General features: G+C 65.6%; 2 protein-coding genes. One reads left to right on the top strand and one right to left on the bottom strand.

Going from position 1 to position 19,268, the window contains the following annotated elements; genetic code table 11:
• Nucleotides 1–40 precede the first annotated feature (40 nt).
• Nucleotides 41–1,969, top strand: coding sequence for a bifunctional diguanylate cyclase/phosphodiesterase (locus tag NMB43_RS15060; protein WP_494348981.1), 1,929 nt, complete (start codon nucleotides 41–43; stop codon nucleotides 1,967–1,969).
• Nucleotides 1,970–2,041: 72 nt separating this feature from the next.
• On the opposite strand, the gene NMB43_RS15055 is transcribed toward NMB43_RS15060, so the two are convergent.
• Nucleotides 2,042–19,264 (bottom strand): retention module-containing protein, encoded by a 17,223-nt coding sequence (locus NMB43_RS15055; RefSeq protein ID WP_494348980.1) that lies wholly within the window; start codon nucleotides 19,262–19,264, stop codon nucleotides 2,042–2,044.
• Between the last annotated feature and the right edge of the window lie 4 nt (nucleotides 19,265–19,268).

The following is a 19,268-nucleotide window of genomic DNA, read 5'->3' as shown; positions in this document are numbered from 1 at the left end:
GCCGCGTCAGTGGCCGTGAAAAGAGAAGAGGGAGGCGCACATGTCGCTGATGAGAAGATTGTGGCTGAGCGTGCTGCTCGCCATGCTGGTCGGGCTGTTGGGCTGCTTTGTGGTCAGCATGCTGACCGCCAAGAACTACCTGGAACAGCAACTCTATGTGCAGGCCAGTGACAGCGCGGCCTCGTTGGCACTGTCGATGTCGCAGCAGAGCAAGGACGCGGCGATGAGCGAGCTGCTGATCAGCGCGCTCTTCGATTCCGGTCACTTCGAGTCGATCAGCTATCGCGACGTGGCGGGCAAGGTGGTGGTCGAGCGCGTGACCGCCGCGCCGGCACCGCAGGCGCCGCGCTGGTTCGTCGCCCTGGTGCCGCTGCAGGCGCGTGCCGGCGAGGCCTTGGTGTCGGATGGCTGGCGCCAGGCCGGCAGCCTGCGGATCGTGGCCAGCACGCGCTATGCCTATGCTTCGTTGTGGCGGGGCAGCCTGGTGCTGGCGGGTCTGTTCCTGCTGGTGGGCCTGCTGCTGGCGGCCTTGCTCGGCTGGCTGATCCGCTGGGCCGGGCGCCCCCTCAAGTCGATGGTGCAGCAGGCCGAGGCGATCGGCGAGCGCCATTTCGTGACCGTGCCCGAGCCCGAGGTGCTGGAATTGCGCGTGGTGTCGCGCGCCATGAATGCGATGGTGCAGCGCCTGCAGGCCATGTTCGCCGAGCAGGCGGCGCGCATCGAGAGCTTGCGCGACGAGGCGAACCGCGATGCGCTGAGCGGGCTGGCCACGCGCAGCGTGTTCATGGGCGAGCTGCGTAGCGCGCTGAGCGACGAGCGCGCCGCGCCGGCCGGAGCCGTGATGGTGCTGCGGGTGAGCGACCTGGCCGGCGTCAACAAGCGCCTGGGACGCGATCGCGCCGACGGCATGATCGTCGCCCTCGGCGAAGCCTTGCGTGAGCTGATGCAGGATTCGGCCGAAGCAGCGGCCGGGCGGCTCAATGGTGCCGAGATGGGCCTGCTGCTGCCGGCCGCCGACGCGGGCGCCGCACAGGAGGCGGCGAGCCGGCTGGCGGCGCAGTTCAACCGCTTCTATCGCCAGGAAATGACCGATTGCATGCCGGGCGGCCTGGTCGGCTGGACCTGCTATCAGCACGGCGAGTCGGTACGCGAGGTGATGCTGCGCGTCGATGCCGCCATCATGCAGGCGGAGAATGCCGGCACGCCGGTCGCGGGCGGCGTGGTGCCGGGGGAGGGGGCGCAGCCGGCCACCGGCGAGCACTGGCGCGAACAGATCGGCGAAGCCATCGCGGAGCGGCGCTTCGAGCTGGCCAGCTTCCCCGTGGCCGGGCCCGACGGGCGGGTGCTGCATCACGAGGCGGTGCTGCGCCTGGCCACGCCGGAGGGGCTGGTCAGTGCCGGTCAGTTCATGCCGGCTGCCGCGCGCCTGGGCCTGACCGATCGCCTGGACCTGATCGCGCTGGAACTGGCGCTGGCGCGCCTCGATTCGCAGCGCGAGGACATTGCGGTGAACCTCTCTCCGCTGTCGCTGGAGGCACCGGGCTTCCTCGACGCGCTGGCCGGGATGCTGGGGGCATTCCCGGCCAAGGCATCACGCCTGTGGGTGGAGTTGTCCGAACGCGGCCTGTCGGCCGAGGAAGGCTATGGACGCGTGGCGCGCCTGTCGGAGCTGCTGGGCCGCTTCGGCTGCCGCCTGGGCATCGAGCACTTCGGCAAGCATTTCGCGGCGATTCCGCGCCTGCATGCGCTGCATGTCGATTACCTCAAGATCGACGGCTCCTTCGTGGCCGAGATCGACCTCAGCGATGGCAACCGGCGTTTCGTGCAAGCGGTGGTGGAGGTCGCCACCAGCCTGGATATCCGGGTGATTGCCGAGAAGGTGGAGACCCAGGCCGAGTGGGACACCTTGTCGGCCCTGGGGGTCAGCGCGGCGACCGGCCCGGCCGTGACCCGCAAGCTGGCGCGCTGAGCGGGAGGATTCGCCGGCAACAGAAAGGGCGGCCCGCGGGCCGCCCTTTCTGTTGCGGGTATTGCCTGAAACTCAATCCACGATCAGGCGATTGTTCTTCAGCATGTCCTGGATCACCGCGTTGTCGTTGAGCAGGGTGGCCGAGCCGTCGTGCAGCAGATTCACGTTCTGCAGCACGATGGTCTGGTCTTCCTTGCTCGCGTCGTAGTTGCCACCGGCGAAACCGCCGGTGGTGCTGACATGCACGACGGTGTTGCCGTTCGACAGCTCGAAGTGCAGGTAGTTGCTGAGGTTGCCGGTGTCCAGGCCGAGGTGGCTCTCGCCCGCCAGCAGGTCGCGCAGGTCGAGCACGTCGCCTTCCGCCTTGCTGAAGTCGCTCACCAGGTCGGTGGTTGCGGCCAGTTGCACCCCGGCGGCCACGCCGTAGATGTTGCCGGCCGCAGCGGCGGTCGCACCCTGGCTGGCCGCCTGGTCGCCGAGGGACCACGCGAACACGTCGGGACCGAAGTCGCCGCGCATCACGTCAGACCCGGCGCCGCCCTCGAGACGATCAGCGCCGGCGCCACCGCGCAGGGCGTCGCTGTGGGCGCCACCGAGCAGGTAGTCATCTCCTGCACCACCGTACAGCAGGTGGCTGCCGGTGCCGCTGCCGATCAGCGCGTCGTTGCCGTCGCCGCCGTTGGCCAGGTCGCCGTAGCCCCGGTGCGTGGCGTCGTTGGTGGTGAGCACGCCGCTGCCATCGGTCATGCTGGCCTCGGACTGCGTCATGAAGCCGGACGCAGCCAGTACGTCCTGGCCCGTGCTGGTGGCAGCGTCGCCGGTGCGCAGCACGTCGTGACCGGCGCCGGCCTCGATGTAGTCGTTGCCGGCCAGGGCGCTGATGATGTCGGCCGAGGCGGTGCCGGCCAGCACGTCCGCGCCGGCGGTGCCGGTGATCGTGCTGCTGGCGCTGTAGCCGTCGGTGCTGCCGTTGATGGTGATGCTCAGCGTCGCGGTGCTGCTCATGCCGGTGGCATCGGTCACCGTGTAGCTCACGCGGTCGGTCACGCTTTGCCCGTTGTTCAGGGCGTTGATGCGCGCGTTGTCGTTGAGCAGCGAGTAGGTGTAGCTGCCGTTCGCGTTGATCTGGAAGTAGCCGTAGGCGCCAGCGACGGCGACGCCCAGCAGGCCGGTCTGGTTGTTGACTGCGGAGACGCTGATCGCGTCGCCGTCCGGGTCGCTGTCATTGGCCAGCACGTTGCCGCTGGCGAGGTAGCTGCCCGAGTCCTCCGTCAGGCTGGCCGCGTCGGCGACGGCGGTCGGCACGTCGGCGACTGCGGCGACCGGAATGGTCAGTGTGGTCGTGTTGGTGGCGAGCTGATTGGTCGCGGTCTCACGGGTGGTGGCGGTCAGGTCGAGCGCGTAGTTGCCGAAGAAGTTCTGCGGCGGGCGCAGGGTCAGCGAGCTGAGCGTCCAGCCGGTGATGTCCACCGAGGTGTTGCCGGCCGTCGCGGTGAAGCTGCGCGTGCCATCGGACAGCACGGTGCCGACCAGCAGGTCGGTGGCCACCAGGCTCACCAGGGCTTCCGAGCCGTCGGTGTCCGACAGGCCGACGGTGACCGGCGACAGCTTGATGCTGGTGTCTTCCACGCCGCTGTTGCTGACCGGGTAATAGCCGCCCGAAGTGCTGACCGCGTTGTAGGCGTCATGCACGCCGCCCAGGGACTCGAGGGCGTCGACCGAGCTGTAGAGCTTGAAGTTGCCGGTGGTCAGCTCTTGTGCGGTGCCGCCATCGACGCTCAGGTAGGGCTTCAAGGCACCGACGCTGTCACCGTTGTAAACCGCCCAGTCCAGCGTGTAGTAGCCGCTGGTGGTCGGCGTGTAGGTCGAGGCGGTGATGTTGCCCCAGCTATTGAAGTTTTTGGCCAGTACCACGGTGCCGCCGATGGACAGCAGGGCGGTGTCGTCCATGTAGGAGCTGAAGGTATAGGTGTGGCCGGCTTCCATGTAGATCAGGCCGGTGATGCGGTAGGCCCCGTCGGTTGAAATGCCGGAAGGCGATCCGCTGCCAGTGACGTAGTTCTGCGGCGAGGTGGAGATGCTGGTGGAGCTGGCCGTGTTGGCATCCAGCAGCGTCAGCAGCGACAGCACCTCGCTCGCGGTGTCCACCGTGGTGGTGGAGATGTTCGACACGGCGGTGTATTGCCGCACGGTGAGGCCTTCGCTGGCCGGCGGAGTGACGACCAGGACCGAGCCGTCGATGATAGACACGCCGCCCACGGTGAGATCGGCGTCGTCGGCGACCGGGGTGATGTCCACCGTCATCGTCACGTTGCTGCTGTTGGCCGCACCGTCGGTTGCGCGATAGGTGAAGCTCGCGTAGTCGTTGCGCATGTTGCCGGTGCCACTGGTCGAGTAGGCGTCGCTGCCCGACTCGTTGGCATCCGGCACGAAGCGGAACAGGCCGGCGTCGATGCTGCTCTTGAGGATCGTCGTGTTGGTGGAGGTGACGTTGGTCCAGGTCACGCCGTCGGTGGAGGTCTGCAGCACACCGTCGGTGGGCAGGGAGCGGATGTTGATGCCCAGCGTGGCGCTCACGCCGTCCAGGTCGTTGACGTTGAAGTCGGCCCAGGTGAAGACCAAGGGCGTGTCCTCGGTGCCGGTCACACTGCCGTTGGCGGCCGTGGGGGTGGCGTTGGCACGGTCCACATGGATCGTCAGGGTGGCTTGCGAGGTCAGCCCGGCCGTATCCCGCATGGTGTAGGTGAACACGTCCTGCACGTCGGCGTTGGGGCGCGAGCCGGTGGTCGTATAGGTGTAGTGACCGTCGGAGTAGATTGTCAGGTTGCCGTAGGCGCCGGCGATCGTCGTGGAGCCACCGGACGAGATGGTCTGCGTGGTGGTGCCATTGTTGATTGCCGAGACGCGCTCGGTGTCGCCGCTGTCCACATCCGCGTCGTTGGCCAGCACACCGGTGGCAACCGTGGTGCTGATGCTGACATTAGTGTTGCTGGTCCGTGTGACGACGTTGGTGTCCGCCACCGCGACCGGGGCGTCGTTGGCACCCTGGATGGTGACGGTCAGCGTGGTACTGGACGAACCCGTTCCCGTGCCATCGGTGGTGGTGTAGGTGAAGGTCTCGGTCAGCGTGTTGCTGCTGGTGCGCAGTGCTTGCACCGCGCTGTTGCTGTTGTCGACGACATAGCTGTAGCTGCCGTTCGCGTTGAGGGTCAGCGTGCCGTAGGCGCCGGCCAGCGCGCTGCCGACCGTGCCTGCCGTGCCACCGAAGCTGACCGCCGAGACCAGCTTGCTGTCGCCGCTGTCGATGATCAGGTCGTTGGTGAGTACGTTGCCCGTCGGATTGGTTCCCGCCGTGGCATTGCCCGTGCCGCCGGCTTCGACTGCGGTCGCGGTATCCGCGACGCCGATCGTGCCGTGGTTGGTGCTGACCGCCACGCTGGCGCTGCCGGTCGCCTGGTCGTTGTTGCCGGCCTCCGTGCTGGTGGCGCTGGCCGTCAGGTTGAAGCTGGCGCTGCCGGTCGGCACGCGCAGGGTGAGCCCGGCGAGCTGGGCCTGGGTCACCACCCAGGAGCCGTCCGCCTGCTGGGTGCCGGCACTGAGCGTGGCGCCCGAGGGCAAGCCGGTGACGCGAATGCTGGATAGGGTCTCGCTGCCGTCGGTGTCGGTCAGGGCGGCAGCCAGGCTCACCGAGTAGGTGTCGTAACCGGTTGCACGGCCAGAGACGGTGCCGGTTTGCGTGAAGCTGGGCGCGCCCAGTTGCAGGCTGACGGCAGGGGCGTCGGCGTCCGGTGCGATGTCGATGACCAGGCCGCCGCTGTTGCCGCTGCCATTCGTGGCGGAGCCATCGACCACCTGGTAGCCCAGGTTGGCGTAGCTGGCCTGGCGGTTGCCGGTGCCACTGCCACCCAGGGCGTCGATGCCGGACTCGTTGCTGGCCGGCAGGAAGCGCAGGTAACCCAGGTCGATGTACGACTTGAGCACGGTCTGGCCGGTGCTCACACTGGTCCAGGTCACGCCGTTGGTCGAGTACTGCAAGGTGCCGCTGGCGGGCAGGCTTGTGATGACAATGGCTTGCGCGGGGCCACCGTCTACGTCGCTGACGTTGAACTGCGACCAGTTGAGGACCAAGGGCTGATCCTCTGTACCGGTCACGCTGCCGCCGGTGGTGCTGGGGGCATCGTTCACCGGCGTGACGTTCAGGCTGAGCGTGCTGGTCGCGGTGGTCGTGCCATCAGAGACGGTGTAGGTCGCCACCGGTACCGCACCGTTGTAGTTGGCGACGGGGGTGAAGGTGTAAGAACCGTTGGTGTTGATCGTCAGCGCCCCCACGCCTGCGATGGTGGCGGTGCTGCCGGCCGCGAAGGTCCCCGTAACGCCCGCGACGCTGAACTGGGTGACCGTCAGCGTGTTGCCATCGACATCCGTGTCGTTGGCCAGCAGGCCATTGACTGCCGCGACGGACAGCGGGGTGTCCTCGGCCGTGGTGTTGCTGTCAGCCGTGGCGACCGGTGCGTCATTCACTGGCGTGACCGTAATGCTCAGCATGCTGTTGGCGGAGCTGCTGCCATCGGTGGCGGTGTAGGTCACGGTCGGCACCGCACCGTTGTAGTTGGCGGCCGGGGTGAAGCTGTAGCTGCCATTGCTGTTCATGACCAGGGTGCCGACACCCGCCAGGGTGGCGGTGTTGCTGCCGCCAGCGGGCACCGTATAGGTCGTGCCCGAGACCACGAATTGCGAGACGCGCAGCGCGCCGTCGGCGTCCGAGTCGTTGCTGAGCACGTTGCCGCTGGTGCTGCCCGAGTCCTCGGCCACCGTCAGCGTGTCCGCTGCGGTCACCGTGGGGTCGGCGACCGGGGTGACCGTGATGCTCAGCGTGCTGTTGGCGGAACTGCTGCCATCGGTGGCGGTGTAGGTGATGCCCGGCACGTTGCCGTGGTAGTTGGCGGCCGGGGTGAAGCTGTAGCTGCCATTGCTGTTCATGACTAGGGTGCCGACACCGGCCAAGGTGGCGGTGTTGCTGCCGCCAGCGGGCACCGTATAGGTCGTGCCCGAGACCACGAATTGCGAGACGCGCAGCGCGCCGTCGGCGTCCGAGTCGTTACTGAGCACGTTGCCGCTGGTGCTGCCCGAGTCTTCGGCCACCGTCAGCGCGTCCGCTGCGGTCATCGTGGGGTCGGCGACGGGCGTCACGTTCAGACTGAGCGTGCTGGTCGCGGTGGTCGTGCCATCGGAGATGGTGTAGGTCGCGACTGGCACCGCACCGTTGTAGTTGGCGGCTGGGGTGAAGGTGTAGGCGCCGTTGGCATTGATCGTCAGCGAACCTACGCCAGCAATCGCGGCGGTGGTGCCTGCGGCGAACGTACCTGTGACTCCCGCCACGGTGAATTGCGTGACGGTCAGCGGGTTGCCATCGACATCCGTGTCGTTGGCCAGCACGCCGGTCAACGCGGTAGTGGTGATCGTGGTGTCTTCTGCCGTGGTGTTGGTATCGGCAGCAGCGATGGGGGCGTCATTGACCGGCGTGACATGCACATAGGTCGTCGCGGTATTGCTGGTGCTGCTGCCGTCGCTGACGGTGACGGTGATGATGCGGTCGGACGAACTCGGATTCTCGTTGGTGCTGGCATAGGTCACCGCGCGGATGGCCGTCTGGTAGCTGGCGAGCGAGGCGTTGCCGGACAGCGTGACCACGTTGCCCGCGATGCTGGCTGTGATGCCGGCGGGCAGGCTGCCCACCGCCAGGACGTCACCGGCCTGAGCATTGGTCAGGGTGATGGTCGCGCTCTGGATGTTGCTGCTGTCGACGTCGGCAACGCTGATGTCACTGTCGGCAATCGACACCGGTGCGGCGTTCTCGACGTAGGTAGTCGTGTAGTCGGCGTTGCCGGCGGTCGAGTTGTTGGCGTCCAGGTCCAGTACCGGGGCGTCATTGGCCGGCGTCACGCTCAGGCTGAGCGTGCTGGTCGCGGTGGTCGTGCCATCGGAGACGGTGTAGCTCACCAAGGGCGCCGCGCCGTTGTAGTTGGCGGCTGGGGTGAAGGTGTAGGAGCCGTTGGCATTGATCGTCAGCGAGCCCACGCCAGCAATCGCAGCAGTGCTGCCAGCCACGAAGGTCCCCGTGACGCCCGCGACGCTGAACTGGGTGACGGTCAGCGGGTTGCCATCGATATCCGTGTCGTTGGCCAACACCCCCGTCAGCGCACTGGTGGTCAGCGGCGTGTCTTCGGCCGTGGTATTGCTGTCGATCGCGGCGACGGGTGCGTCGTTGACCGCTGCCACGCTGATCGTCAGCGTGGAACTGTCAGTCGAAGCCCCATCGCTGGTGGTGTAGTTCACCAACGGCACCGGACCGTTGTAGTTGGCCGCCGGCGTGAAGGTATAGGCACCGTTGGCATTGATGACCAGGGTCCCCACGCCCGTGATGTTGGCCGTCTGGCCAGCGTTGAAGCTGCCGGCAATACCAGCAACCGTGAAGCCGGTGACCGTGACCGGGCCATCGACGCTGCTGGTGCCGCTCAGCACCGAGCCGGTGAGGGCCGTGTCTTCATTGGTGCTGACGGTTTCGTTGGCATCCGAGAAGCCATCGACCATTGGGGTCACATTGATTGTCAGCGTGGAACTGTCAGTCGAAGACCCATCGCTGGTGGTGTAGTTCACGACGGGCACCGGACCGTTGTAGTTGGTGGCCGGGGTGAAGGTATAGGAACCGTTGGCATTGATGACCAGGGTCCCCACGCCCGTGATGTTGGCCGTCTGGCCAGCGTTGAAGCTGCCGGCAATACCAGCAACCGTGAAGCCGGTGACCGTGACCGGGCCATCGACGCTGCTGGTGCCGCTCAGCACCGAGCCGGTGAGAGCCGTGTCTTCATTGGTGCTGACGGTTTCGTCGGCATCGATGAAAGCGTCGTCGACCGGCGTGACGTTGATAGTCAGCGTGGATGTATCCGTGCTGGAGCCATCACTGGTGGTGTAGTTCACCAACGGCACCGGACCGTTGTAGTTGGTGGCCGGGGTGAAGGTGTAGGCACCGTTGGCATTGATGACCAGGGTGCCCACGCCCGTGATGTTGGCCGTCTGGCCAGCGTTGAAGCTGCCGGCAGTACCAGCAACCGTGAAGCCGGTGACCGTGACCGGGCCATCGACGCTGCTGGTGCCGCTCAGCACCGAGCCGGTGAGGGCCGTGTCTTCATTGGTGCTGACGGTTTCGTTGGCATCCGAGAAGCCGTCGACCATTGGAGTCACATTGATCGTCAGCGTGGAAGTGTCGGTGCTGGACCCATCGCTGGTCGTGTATTGCACGACAGGTACCGGACCGTTGTAGTTGGCGGCCGGCGTGAAGGTGTAGGCACCGTTGGCATTGATGACCAGGGTGCCCACGCCCGTGATCGTCGCCGTGCTGCCGGCGGAGTAACTCGTGGCATCGCCTGCGATGCTGAAGTTCGTGACCGTGACCGCGCCATCAACACTGCTGGTGCCAGTCAGCACGGAGCCGGTGAGTGCGGTGTCTTCGTTGGTGCTGACCACTTCATTCGCGTCACTGAACGCATCGTCGACCGGCGTGACGCTGATGCTCAGCGTGGACGTATCCGTGCTGGAGCCATCGCTGGTGGTGTAGTTCACCAGCGGTACCGGGCCGTTGTAGTTGGCGGCCGGCGTGAAGGTATAGGCACCGTTGGCGTTGATGACCAGGGTCCCCACGCCCGTGATCGTCGCCGTGCTACCGGCGGAGTAACTCGTGGCATCGCCTGCGATGCTGAAGCCGGTGACCGTGACCGGGCCATCGACGCTGCTGGTGCCGCTCAGCACCGAGCCGGTGAGGGCCGTGTCTTCATTGGTGCTGACGGTTTCGTCGGCATCGATGAAAGCGTCGTCGACCGGCGTGACGTTGATGCTCAGCGTGGACGTATCCGTGCTGGAGCCATCACTGGTGGTGTAGTTCACCAGCGGCACCGGACCGTTGTAGTTGGCGGCCGGCGTGAAGGTATAGGCACCGTTGGCGTTGATGACCAGGGTGCCCACGCCCGCGATCGTCGCCGTGCTACCGGCGGCGTAGTTCGTGGCATCGCCTGCGATGCTGAAGTTCGTGACCGTAACTGTGCCATCGACGCTGCTGGTGCCAGTCAGCACCGAGCCTGTGAGAGTGCTGTCTTCGTTGGTGCTGACGGTTTCGTCGGCATCGATGAAGGCGTCGTCGACCGGCGTGACCGGGCCCAGGCTAAGGGTGGCGCTGTCGGTACCGCCCAAGCCGTCGCTGATGGTGTAGGTGACGACAGGCACTGCGCCGTTATAGTCGGCTGCCGGGGTGAAGGTGTAGCTGCCGTTGGTGTTGATCACCAGTGAGCCGATGCCGGTGATGCTGGCCGTCTGGCCGGCAATGAACGCACCGGCGACGCCGGCGACCGAGAATTGAGTGACGGTCAGCGGGTTGCCGTTCGGGTCGCTGTCGTTGGCTAGCACGTTGCCGGTGGCGGGGGTGTCCTCGATGACGGTGTTGCTGTCATTGTCTGCAACTGGCGGTGTATTGGCCCCCATGGTGAGGGTCAGGGTGGCACTGGCGGACCCACCCTGGCCGTCGCTGATCGAGTAGGTGGCGACAGGCACGACACCGGCGTAGTTGGCCGCCGGGGTGAAGCTGTATGCGCCGTTGGCGTTGATCGTGAGGTCGCCGACGCCAGCGATGCTGGCGGTCTGGCCCGCCGTGAAGCTGCCTGCGACACCGGCCACGGTGAAACCCGTTACCGTCAGCGCGTTGCCATCGATGTCGCCGTCATTGCTCAGGACGTTGCCACTGACGCTGCTATTGATCGGGACCGAGTTGGCATCGTTGACGGCGCTGGGCAAGTCGTTGACCGGCGTGACCATGATGTTCAGCGAGTTGCTGTCGCTGCTGGTCCCATCGGTGGCGGTGTAGGTGATGCTCGGCAGGTTGCCGTTGTAGTTGGCCGCCGGGGTGAAGCTGTAGGCCCCGTTGCTGGCCATGACCAAGGTGCCGATGCCAGCCAGGCTGGCGGTCGCCGAGCCGCCTGCCGGCACGGTGTAGGTCGTGCCCGAGAGGACGAACTGCGAGACCGAGAGCGATCCATCGACATCGCTGTCATTGCTCAGCACATTGCCGCTGGTCGTGCCCGAGTCTTCGGCCACCGTCAGTGCATCCGGCGCAGTGAGCGTGGCATCGTCGACCGGCGTCACGCTGATGCTCAGCGTGGAGTTGTCCGTCGAAGACCCATCGCTGGTGGTGTAGTTCACCAGCGGTACCGGGCCGTTGTAGTTGGCGGCCGGCGTGAAGGTATAGGCACCGTTGGCGTTGATGACCAGGGTGCCCACGCCCGTGATCGTCGCCGTGCTACCGGCGGAGTAACTCGTGGCATCGCCTGCGATGCTGAAGTTCGTGACCGTGATCGGACCATCGACACTGCTGGTGCCGCTCAGCACGGAACCGGTGAGCGCAGTGTCTTCGTTGGTGCTGACGGTTTCGTTGGCGTCGCTGAAGGCGTCGTCCACCGGGTCAACCGTGATGCGTAGCGTGGAGGTGTCGATCGACGAACCGTCGCTCATCAGGTAAGACACTTGCGGCACGCTGCCGTTGTAGTTGGCGACTGGGGTGAAGGTGTAAGCACCGTTGGCATTGATGACGAGCGTGCCGACCCCAGGAATCGTGGCGGTCTGACCTGCGGAGAAGGCTCCGCTGATGCCTGCGACACTGAAGCTGAGGACGCTGACAGGTCCGTCGACACTGACCGTACCTGCCAGGACGGAACCCGTCAGCACGGTGTCTTCGTTGACGCGCACCACTTCGCTGCTGTCCGTGAACTCGTCATCCACGGGCGTGACCGAGATGCTCAATGTGGAGTTGTCGGTACTGGAGCCATCGCTGGTGGTGTAGTTCACCAGCGGTACCGGGCCGTTGTAGTTGGCGGCCGGCGTGAAGGTATAGGCACCGTTGGCGTTGATGACCAGGGTGCCCACGCCCGTGATCGTCGCCGTGCTACCGGCGGAGTAACTCGTGGCATCGCCTGCGATGCTGAAGCCGGTGACCGTGACAGCGCCATCGACGCTGCTGGTGCCGCTCAGCACCGAGCCGGTGAGGGCCGTGTCTTCATTGGTGCTGATGGTTTCGTCGGCATCGATGAACGCGTCGTCGACCGGCGTGACGTTGATAGTCAGCGTGGACGTATCCGTGCTGGAGCCATCACTGGTGGTGTAGTTCACCAACGGCACCGGACCGTTGTAGTTGGCGGCCGGGGTGAAGGTATAGGCACCGTTGGCGTTGATGACCAGGGTCCCCACGCCCGCGATCGTCGCCGTGCTACCCGCCGTGTAGATCGTGGCATCGCCTGCGATGCTGAAGTTCGTGACCGTGACCGGACCATCGACACTGCTGGTGCCGCTCAATACGGAACCGGTGAGCGCAGTGTCTTCGTTGGTGCTGACCACTTCATTCGCGTCACTGAACGCATCGTCGACCGGCGTGACGTTGATAGTCAGCGTGGACGTATCCGTGCTGGAGCCATCGCTGGTGGTGTAGTTCACCAACGGCACCGGACCGTTGTAGTTGGCGGCCGGGGTGAAGGTATAGGCACCGTTGGCATTGATGACCAGGGTGCCCACGCCCGTGATGTTGGCCGTCTGGCCAGCGTTGAAGCTGCTGGCAATACCAGCAACCGTGAAGCCGGTGACCGTGACCGGGCCATCGACGCTGCTGGTGCCGCTCAGCACCGAGCCGGTGAGGGCGGCGTCTTCATTGGTGCTGATGGTTTCGTCGGCATCGATGAAGCTGTCATCGACTGAATCGACCGTGATGCTCAGGGTAGAGGAGTCGGTGCTGGAGCCATCGCTGGTGGTGTAGTTCACCAGCGGCACCGGACCGTTGTAGTTGGCGGCCGGCGTGAAGGTGTAGGCACCGTTGGCATTGATGACCAGGGTGCCCACGCCCGTGATGTTGGCCGTCTGGCCAGCGTTGAAGCTGCCGGCAATACCAGCAACCGTGAAGCCGGTGACCGTGACCGGGCCATCGACGCTGCTGGTGCCGCTCAGCACCGAGCCGGTGAGGGCCGTGTCTTCATTGGTGCTGACGGTTTCGTCGGCATCGATGAAAGCGTCGTCGGCCGGCGTGACGTTGATGCTCAGCGTGGACGTATCCGTGCTGGAGCCATCACTGGTGGTGTAGTTCACCAGCGGTACCGGGCCGTTGTAGTTGGCGGCCGGCGTGAAGGTGTAGGCACCGTTGGCATTGATGACCAGGGTGCCCACGCCTGTGATGTTGGCCGTCTGGCCAGCGTTGAAGCTGCCGGCAATACCAGCAACCGTGAAGCCGGTGACCGTGACCGGGCCATCGACGCTGCTGGTGCCGCTCAGCACCGAGCCGGTGAGGGCCGTGTCTTCATTGGTGCTGACGGTTTCGTTGGCATCCGAGAAGCCGTCGACCATTGGAGTCACATTGATCGTCAGCGTGGAAGTGTCGGTGCTGGACCCATCGCTGGTCGTGTATTGCACGACAGGTACCGGACCGTTGTAGTTGGCGGCCGGCGTGAAGGTATAGGCACCGTTGGCGTTGATGACCAGGGTCCCCACGCCCGCGATCGTCGCCGTGCTGCCCGCCGTGTAGGTCGTCGCATCGCCTGCGATGCTGAAGTTCGTGACCGTGACTGCGCCATCGACACTGCTGGTGCCAGTCAGCACGGAGCCGGTGAGCGCGGTGTCTTCGTTGGTGCTGACGGTTTCGTTGGCATCGATGAAGGCGTCGTCGACCGGCGTGACGGTGATGTTCAGCGTATCGATGGCGGCGCTGCTGCCATCGGTGGCGGTGTAGGTCACCGTCGGCACCGTGCCGTTGTAATTGGCCGCCGGGGTGAAGCTGTAGGCCCCGTTGCTGGCCATGATCAGGGTGCCGATGCCGGCCAGGCTGGCGGTCGCCGAGCCGCCTGCGGGCACGGTGTAGGTGGTGCCCGAGACCACGAATTGCGAGACCGACAGCGGGCCATCGGCGTCGCTGTCATTGCTCAGCACATTGCCGCTGGTCGTGCCCGAGTCTTCGGCCACCGTCAGCGTGTCGGTGTTCGTCAGGGTTGGGTCGGCGGCCGGCGTGACGGTGATGCTGACTGTTGCCAGAGTCGGGTCGACGCCGCCCTCATTGTCTTGCGCCGCGTATTGGAAGCTGGTGTTGCCGTTCCAGTTGGCGTTCGGTACGAAGTAAACCGGGCTGGCGACCACGTCGCCGATGGCGACGGCTTGCGAGCCGGCTGCGTCGCGGTACAGGCTGCCGTTGGCGGGCAGGCTGCCGATCACGTAACCGGACACCGTGCCATCACTGTCGCTGCCTGCCAGGGCCAGCACAAGGGTCGAGTCTTCGGCTCCCGAGACGTTCAGATCATTGCTCTCGGGCAGGTCGTTTACCGGCGTGACATTGATATTGACCGTGGCGGAATCCACGCCGCCATTGCCATCGTGGATCGAGTAAGTGAAGGACGCGGGACCGTTGTAGTTGGCATCCGGCGTGAACACCAGGTTGCCCCCCACAAACGACAGCGTGCCGTGCGTGGTGCTGCCTGCGGCGAAGGCGACGATCGTGTCTCCATCGACGTCGTAGTCGTTGGCGATCAGGCTGGGCAGGCTGATCGTGAGCGGGGTGTCCTCCGCAGTCACCAGGTTGTCGTCGACGGCCACCGGGGCATCATTGACCGGCGTGACCGTGATGCTGACGGTGGCCGGCGTGCTGTCGGTCACCCCTTCGTCATTGAGCGTGGCGTACTGGAAGTCCGTTGCGCCGTTCCAGTTGGCATTGGGTTGGAAGTAGACCGTGCTGCCGGTGACGGTGTCGCCCGCCGCGATCAACTGGGTCATCGCGGCATCGCGGTACAAGGTGCCGTTGCTGGGCAGATTGCCGATCACATAGCCGCTCACCGTGTTGTCTTCGTCGCTGCCGGACAGGGTGATGCTCAGCACCGAATCCTCGGCGCCGGTGACTGAGACATCGGCGGTTTCGGGTGCGTCGTTGACGGGCGTGACCGTGATGTAAACGGTGGCCGTGTCGACGGCGCCATTTCCGTCGTGAATCGAGTAGGTGAAGGAGGCCGGGCCGCTGTAACCCGCATTCGGCGTGAACACGAGGTTGCCGTTCACCAGGGACAGGCTGCCATGGGTGGCGGCGCCAGCCGAGAATGCCACCACGGTGTCGCCGTCCGGGTCCGAGTCGTTGGCAAGCAGGCTGGGCAGAGTGATCGTGACGGGGGTGTCTTCCGCCGTGGTGAAGTTGTCGTCCGCAGCCACGGGCGCGTCATTGACCGGCGTGACATCAAAGCTCAGCGTGTTCGGTGTGAGGTCGAACGCGCCGCCGTTGTCCTGCACGCTGAAGCTGAAGCTCGCGTAGGCATTGCCATTGGCATTGGCCGCCGGTGTGAAGACGAGCAGACCGGCATTGATTTCGGCCAGTGACACCACGGTACCCGCGACGACCGGGTTGCCATTGAGCGTCAATGTGCCAGCACCAGGCAGACTGTCGATGCGCACGGCGGCAAGGCTCTGGCCGACGTCGCTGTCGGTGAAGGCAAAGTCTGCGCTGCCGAGGGTGTGGGCACTGTCTTCCGCGATGGTCAGCGTGGCGTTGGCCGAGTCGGGCGGGGTGTTGTTGCCGACGGTGACTGTGACGCTGCCCGTGCTGGACAGGCCGTCCGGGTCGGTCACGGTGTACGTGATCGTGGCCGTGCCGCTGTAGTTCGTGGCCGGGGTGAACACGACACGACCCTGGGCGTCGAGCGACACGCTGCCTTGCGCGGCATTGACCAGCGGATTGCTGATCGTCAGCGTGTTGGTGGCGTTGTCCACGTCCGTGTCATTCGCGCGCACGTCGATGGTGACCGGCTGGTTGATCGGCGTCGCCACCAGGTCCGTGTTGGCGATCGGTGCATCGTTTACCGGCGTGACACTGAGCGCCAGCGTGCTGGTCGTGGTGGTCGTGCCATCGGAGACGGTGTAGGTCGCAACCGGTACCGCACCGTAGTAGTTGGGGGCCGGGGTGAAGGTATAGGAACCGTTGGCATTGATCGTCAGCGAACCCACGCCTGCGATGCTGGCGGTGCTGCCGGCGGCGAAGGTCCCCGTGATGCCCGCGACGCTGAACTGGGTAACCGTCAGCGTGTCGCCATCGATATCCGTATCGTTGGCCAACACCCCCGTCAGTGCGCTGGTGCTCAGCGTCGCGTCTTCTGCCGTCGTGTTGGTATCGCTCACGGCATCTGGTGCGTCATTGACCGGCGTGACCATGATGTTCAGCGAGTTGCTGTCGCTGCTGGTCCCATCGGTGGCGGTGTAGGTGATGCTCGGCAGGTTGCCGTTGTAGTTGGCCGCCGGGGTGAAGCTGTAGGCCCCGTTGCTGGCCATGACCAAGGTGCCGATGCCAGCCAGGCTGGCGGTCGCCGAGCCGCCTGCCGGCACGGTGTAGGTCGTGCCCGAGAGGACGAACTGCGAGACCGAGAGCGATCCATCGACATCGCTGTCATTGCTCAGCACATTGCCGCTGGTCGTGCCCGAGTCTTCGGCCACCGTCAGTGCATCCGGCGCAGTGAGCGTGGCATCGTCGACAGGCGTCACGCTGATGCTCAGCGTGGAGTTGTCCGTCGAAGACCCATCGCTGGTGGTGTAGTTCACCAGCGGTACCGGGCCGTTGTAGTTGGCGGCCGGCGTGAAGGTATAGGCACCGTTGGCGTTGATGACCAGGGTGCCCACGCCCGTGATCGTCGCCGTGCTACCGGCGGAGTAACTCGTGGCATCGCCTGCGATGCTGAAGCCGGTGACCGTGACAGCGCCATCGACGCTGCTGGTGCCGCTCAGCACCGAGCCGGTGAGTGCGGTGTCTTCGTTGGTGCTGACGGTTTCGTCGGCATCGATGAAAGCGTCGTCGACCGGCGTGACGTTGATAGTCAGCGTGGACGTATCCGTGCTGGAGCCATCACTGGTGGTGTAGTTCACCAACGGCACCGGACCGTTGTAGTTGGCGGCCGGCGTGAAGGTATAGGCACCGTTGGCGTTGATGACCAGGGTCCCCACGCCCGCGATCGTCGCCGTGCTGCCCGCCGTGTAGGTCGTCGCATCGCCTGCGATGCTGAAGTTCGTGACCGTGACCGGGCCATCGACGCTGCTGGTGCCGCTCAATACGGAACCGGTGAGCGCGGTGTCTTCGTTGGTGCTGACGGTTTCGTTGGCATCGATGAAGGCGTCGTCGACCGGCGTGACGGTGATGTTCAGCGTATCGATGGCGGCGCTGCTGCCATCGGTGGCGGTGTAGGTCACCGTCGGCACCGTGCCGTTGTAATTGGCCGCCGGGGTGAAGCTGTAGGCCCCGTTGCTGGCCATGATCAGGGTGCCGATGCCGGCCAGGCTGGCGGTCGCCGAGCCGCCTGCGGGCACGGTGTAGGTGGTGCCCGAGACCACGAATTGCGAGACCGACAGCGGGCCATCGGCGTCGCTGTCATTGCTCAGCACATTGCCGCTGGTCGTGCCCGAGTCTTCGGCCACCGTCAGCGCGTCGGGTGTTGTCACCGTGGAATCAGCCACCGGCGTGACACTGAGCGCCAGCGTGCTGCTTGTGGTGGTCGTGCCATCGGAGACGGTGTAGCTCACCAGCGGCACCGCACCGTTGTAGTTGGCGGCGGGGGTGAAGGTGTAAGAACCGTTGGGGTTGATCGTCAGCGCCCCCACGCCTGCGATGGTGGCGGTACTGCCGGCGGCGAAGGTCCCCGTGACGCCCGCGACGCTGAACTGGGTGACCGTCAGCGCGTCGCCATCGACATCTGAATCGTTGGCCAACACGCCCGTCAGCGCGCTGGTGGTCAGCGGTGTGTCTTCGGCCGTCGTGTTGGTGTCGGCCGTGGCGAGCGGCGCGTCGTTCACAGGCGTGACGCCCAGCGTGAGCGTGCTGGTCGTGGTGGTCGTGCCATCGGAGACGGTATAGGTCACCACCGGCACCGCACCATTGAAATTGGCCACCGGTACAAAACCGTAGGCGCCATCGGCATTGATCGTCAGGGTGCCCACGCCCGCGATGCTGGCCGTGCTGCCCGCCGTGAAGCTGCCGCCGAGGCCGGCGATGCTGAATTGTGTGACCGAGAGCGTGTCGCCATCCAGGTCGCTGTCGTTGGCGAGGAGACCGCTCGCAGCGGGGACGATGAGGCTGCTGTCCTCGGCCAGCGTGTTGCTGTCGGCGACGGCGGTGGGCGCGTCGTTGGCCGGCTGCACGCCGATCGTGACGGTGCTGGTCGTGGTGCCACCCTGGCCGTCGGAAATCAGGACGCTGAAGCTGTCGGGGCCGTTGTAGTTGGCGGCAGGGTTATAGGTCCAACTGCCATCCGCGTTGACGACCACCGTGCCGTGAGCCGGGTCGCTTGCTTTGCTGAAGCTGAGGGTGTCGCCATCGATATCGCTGGCGCTGACCTGGCCCGATACCGGCTGGTCTTCCTGCGTGATGACGGATGAATTGCTGCTCGTCGGGGCGTCGTTCACCGGCGTCACCAGCAGCGACACGGTGGCAGAGCTGCTGCTCTCGCCGTTGCTGGTGGTGTAGGTGAAGCTGACGTTGCCGTTGAAGTTGGTGGTGGGTACGAAACCGAGCGTGCCGTCGGCGTTGAGCGTGATCGTGCCTTGCGGCAGCGCGATGCTGTTGCCGACCGAAATGGCCGAGCCGTTGATCGCAGTGATCGACAGGCCGTTGCCGCTGTCATTGCCCAGCACGTCGAGCACGATGCCGTTGTCTTCGGCGCCACTGGCGCTGTCGTTTACCGCTAGGGCATCCTGCGGGTCCTCGATGCTGGCGTCCGGGGTGTCGATATCCGTCGGCGCGGCGGCGGCATCGGCCGCTGCGACACTGAAGCTGGCGGCTTCAATGTCTTCGGCGATGCGCAGCACCCGCACGAAGGAGTGGCCGCTATTGGCGCCACCGCCGGCCAGGCCTGCCGCGGTCGGGTCCAGGGCATCGAAGGGGTCGGCGCCACTGGCCAGTGCGGCGATCACCCGCATCGCGTCGGCGTCGGGCGGCAGCAGGGCTGCCTCGGCCTTGTCCACCGTGGCCTGGGCCAGCATGTCCTGGTCCGCCAGCACGCTGCGGTCGGCGCCGATCTCCAGCGCGTTGCCGTTGGCCAGGGCCAGATGCAGCCGACCGTCCGGACCGGTCACCAGGGTCTGCCCTTCCTCCACGCGGTCGCCCGGGCGCAGTTGCACGATCTTGCCGTCCGGCTGCTTGAGCCAGGCGTTGCCTTCGATGCGCACGATGCTGCCTTGGAGCTTGGGAGTGTTCTGTTCGGCCATGATT

The sequence above is a fragment of the Uliginosibacterium sangjuense genome, assembly GCF_059132465.1.
This window is presented reverse-complemented; position numbering and strand designations above follow the sequence as displayed.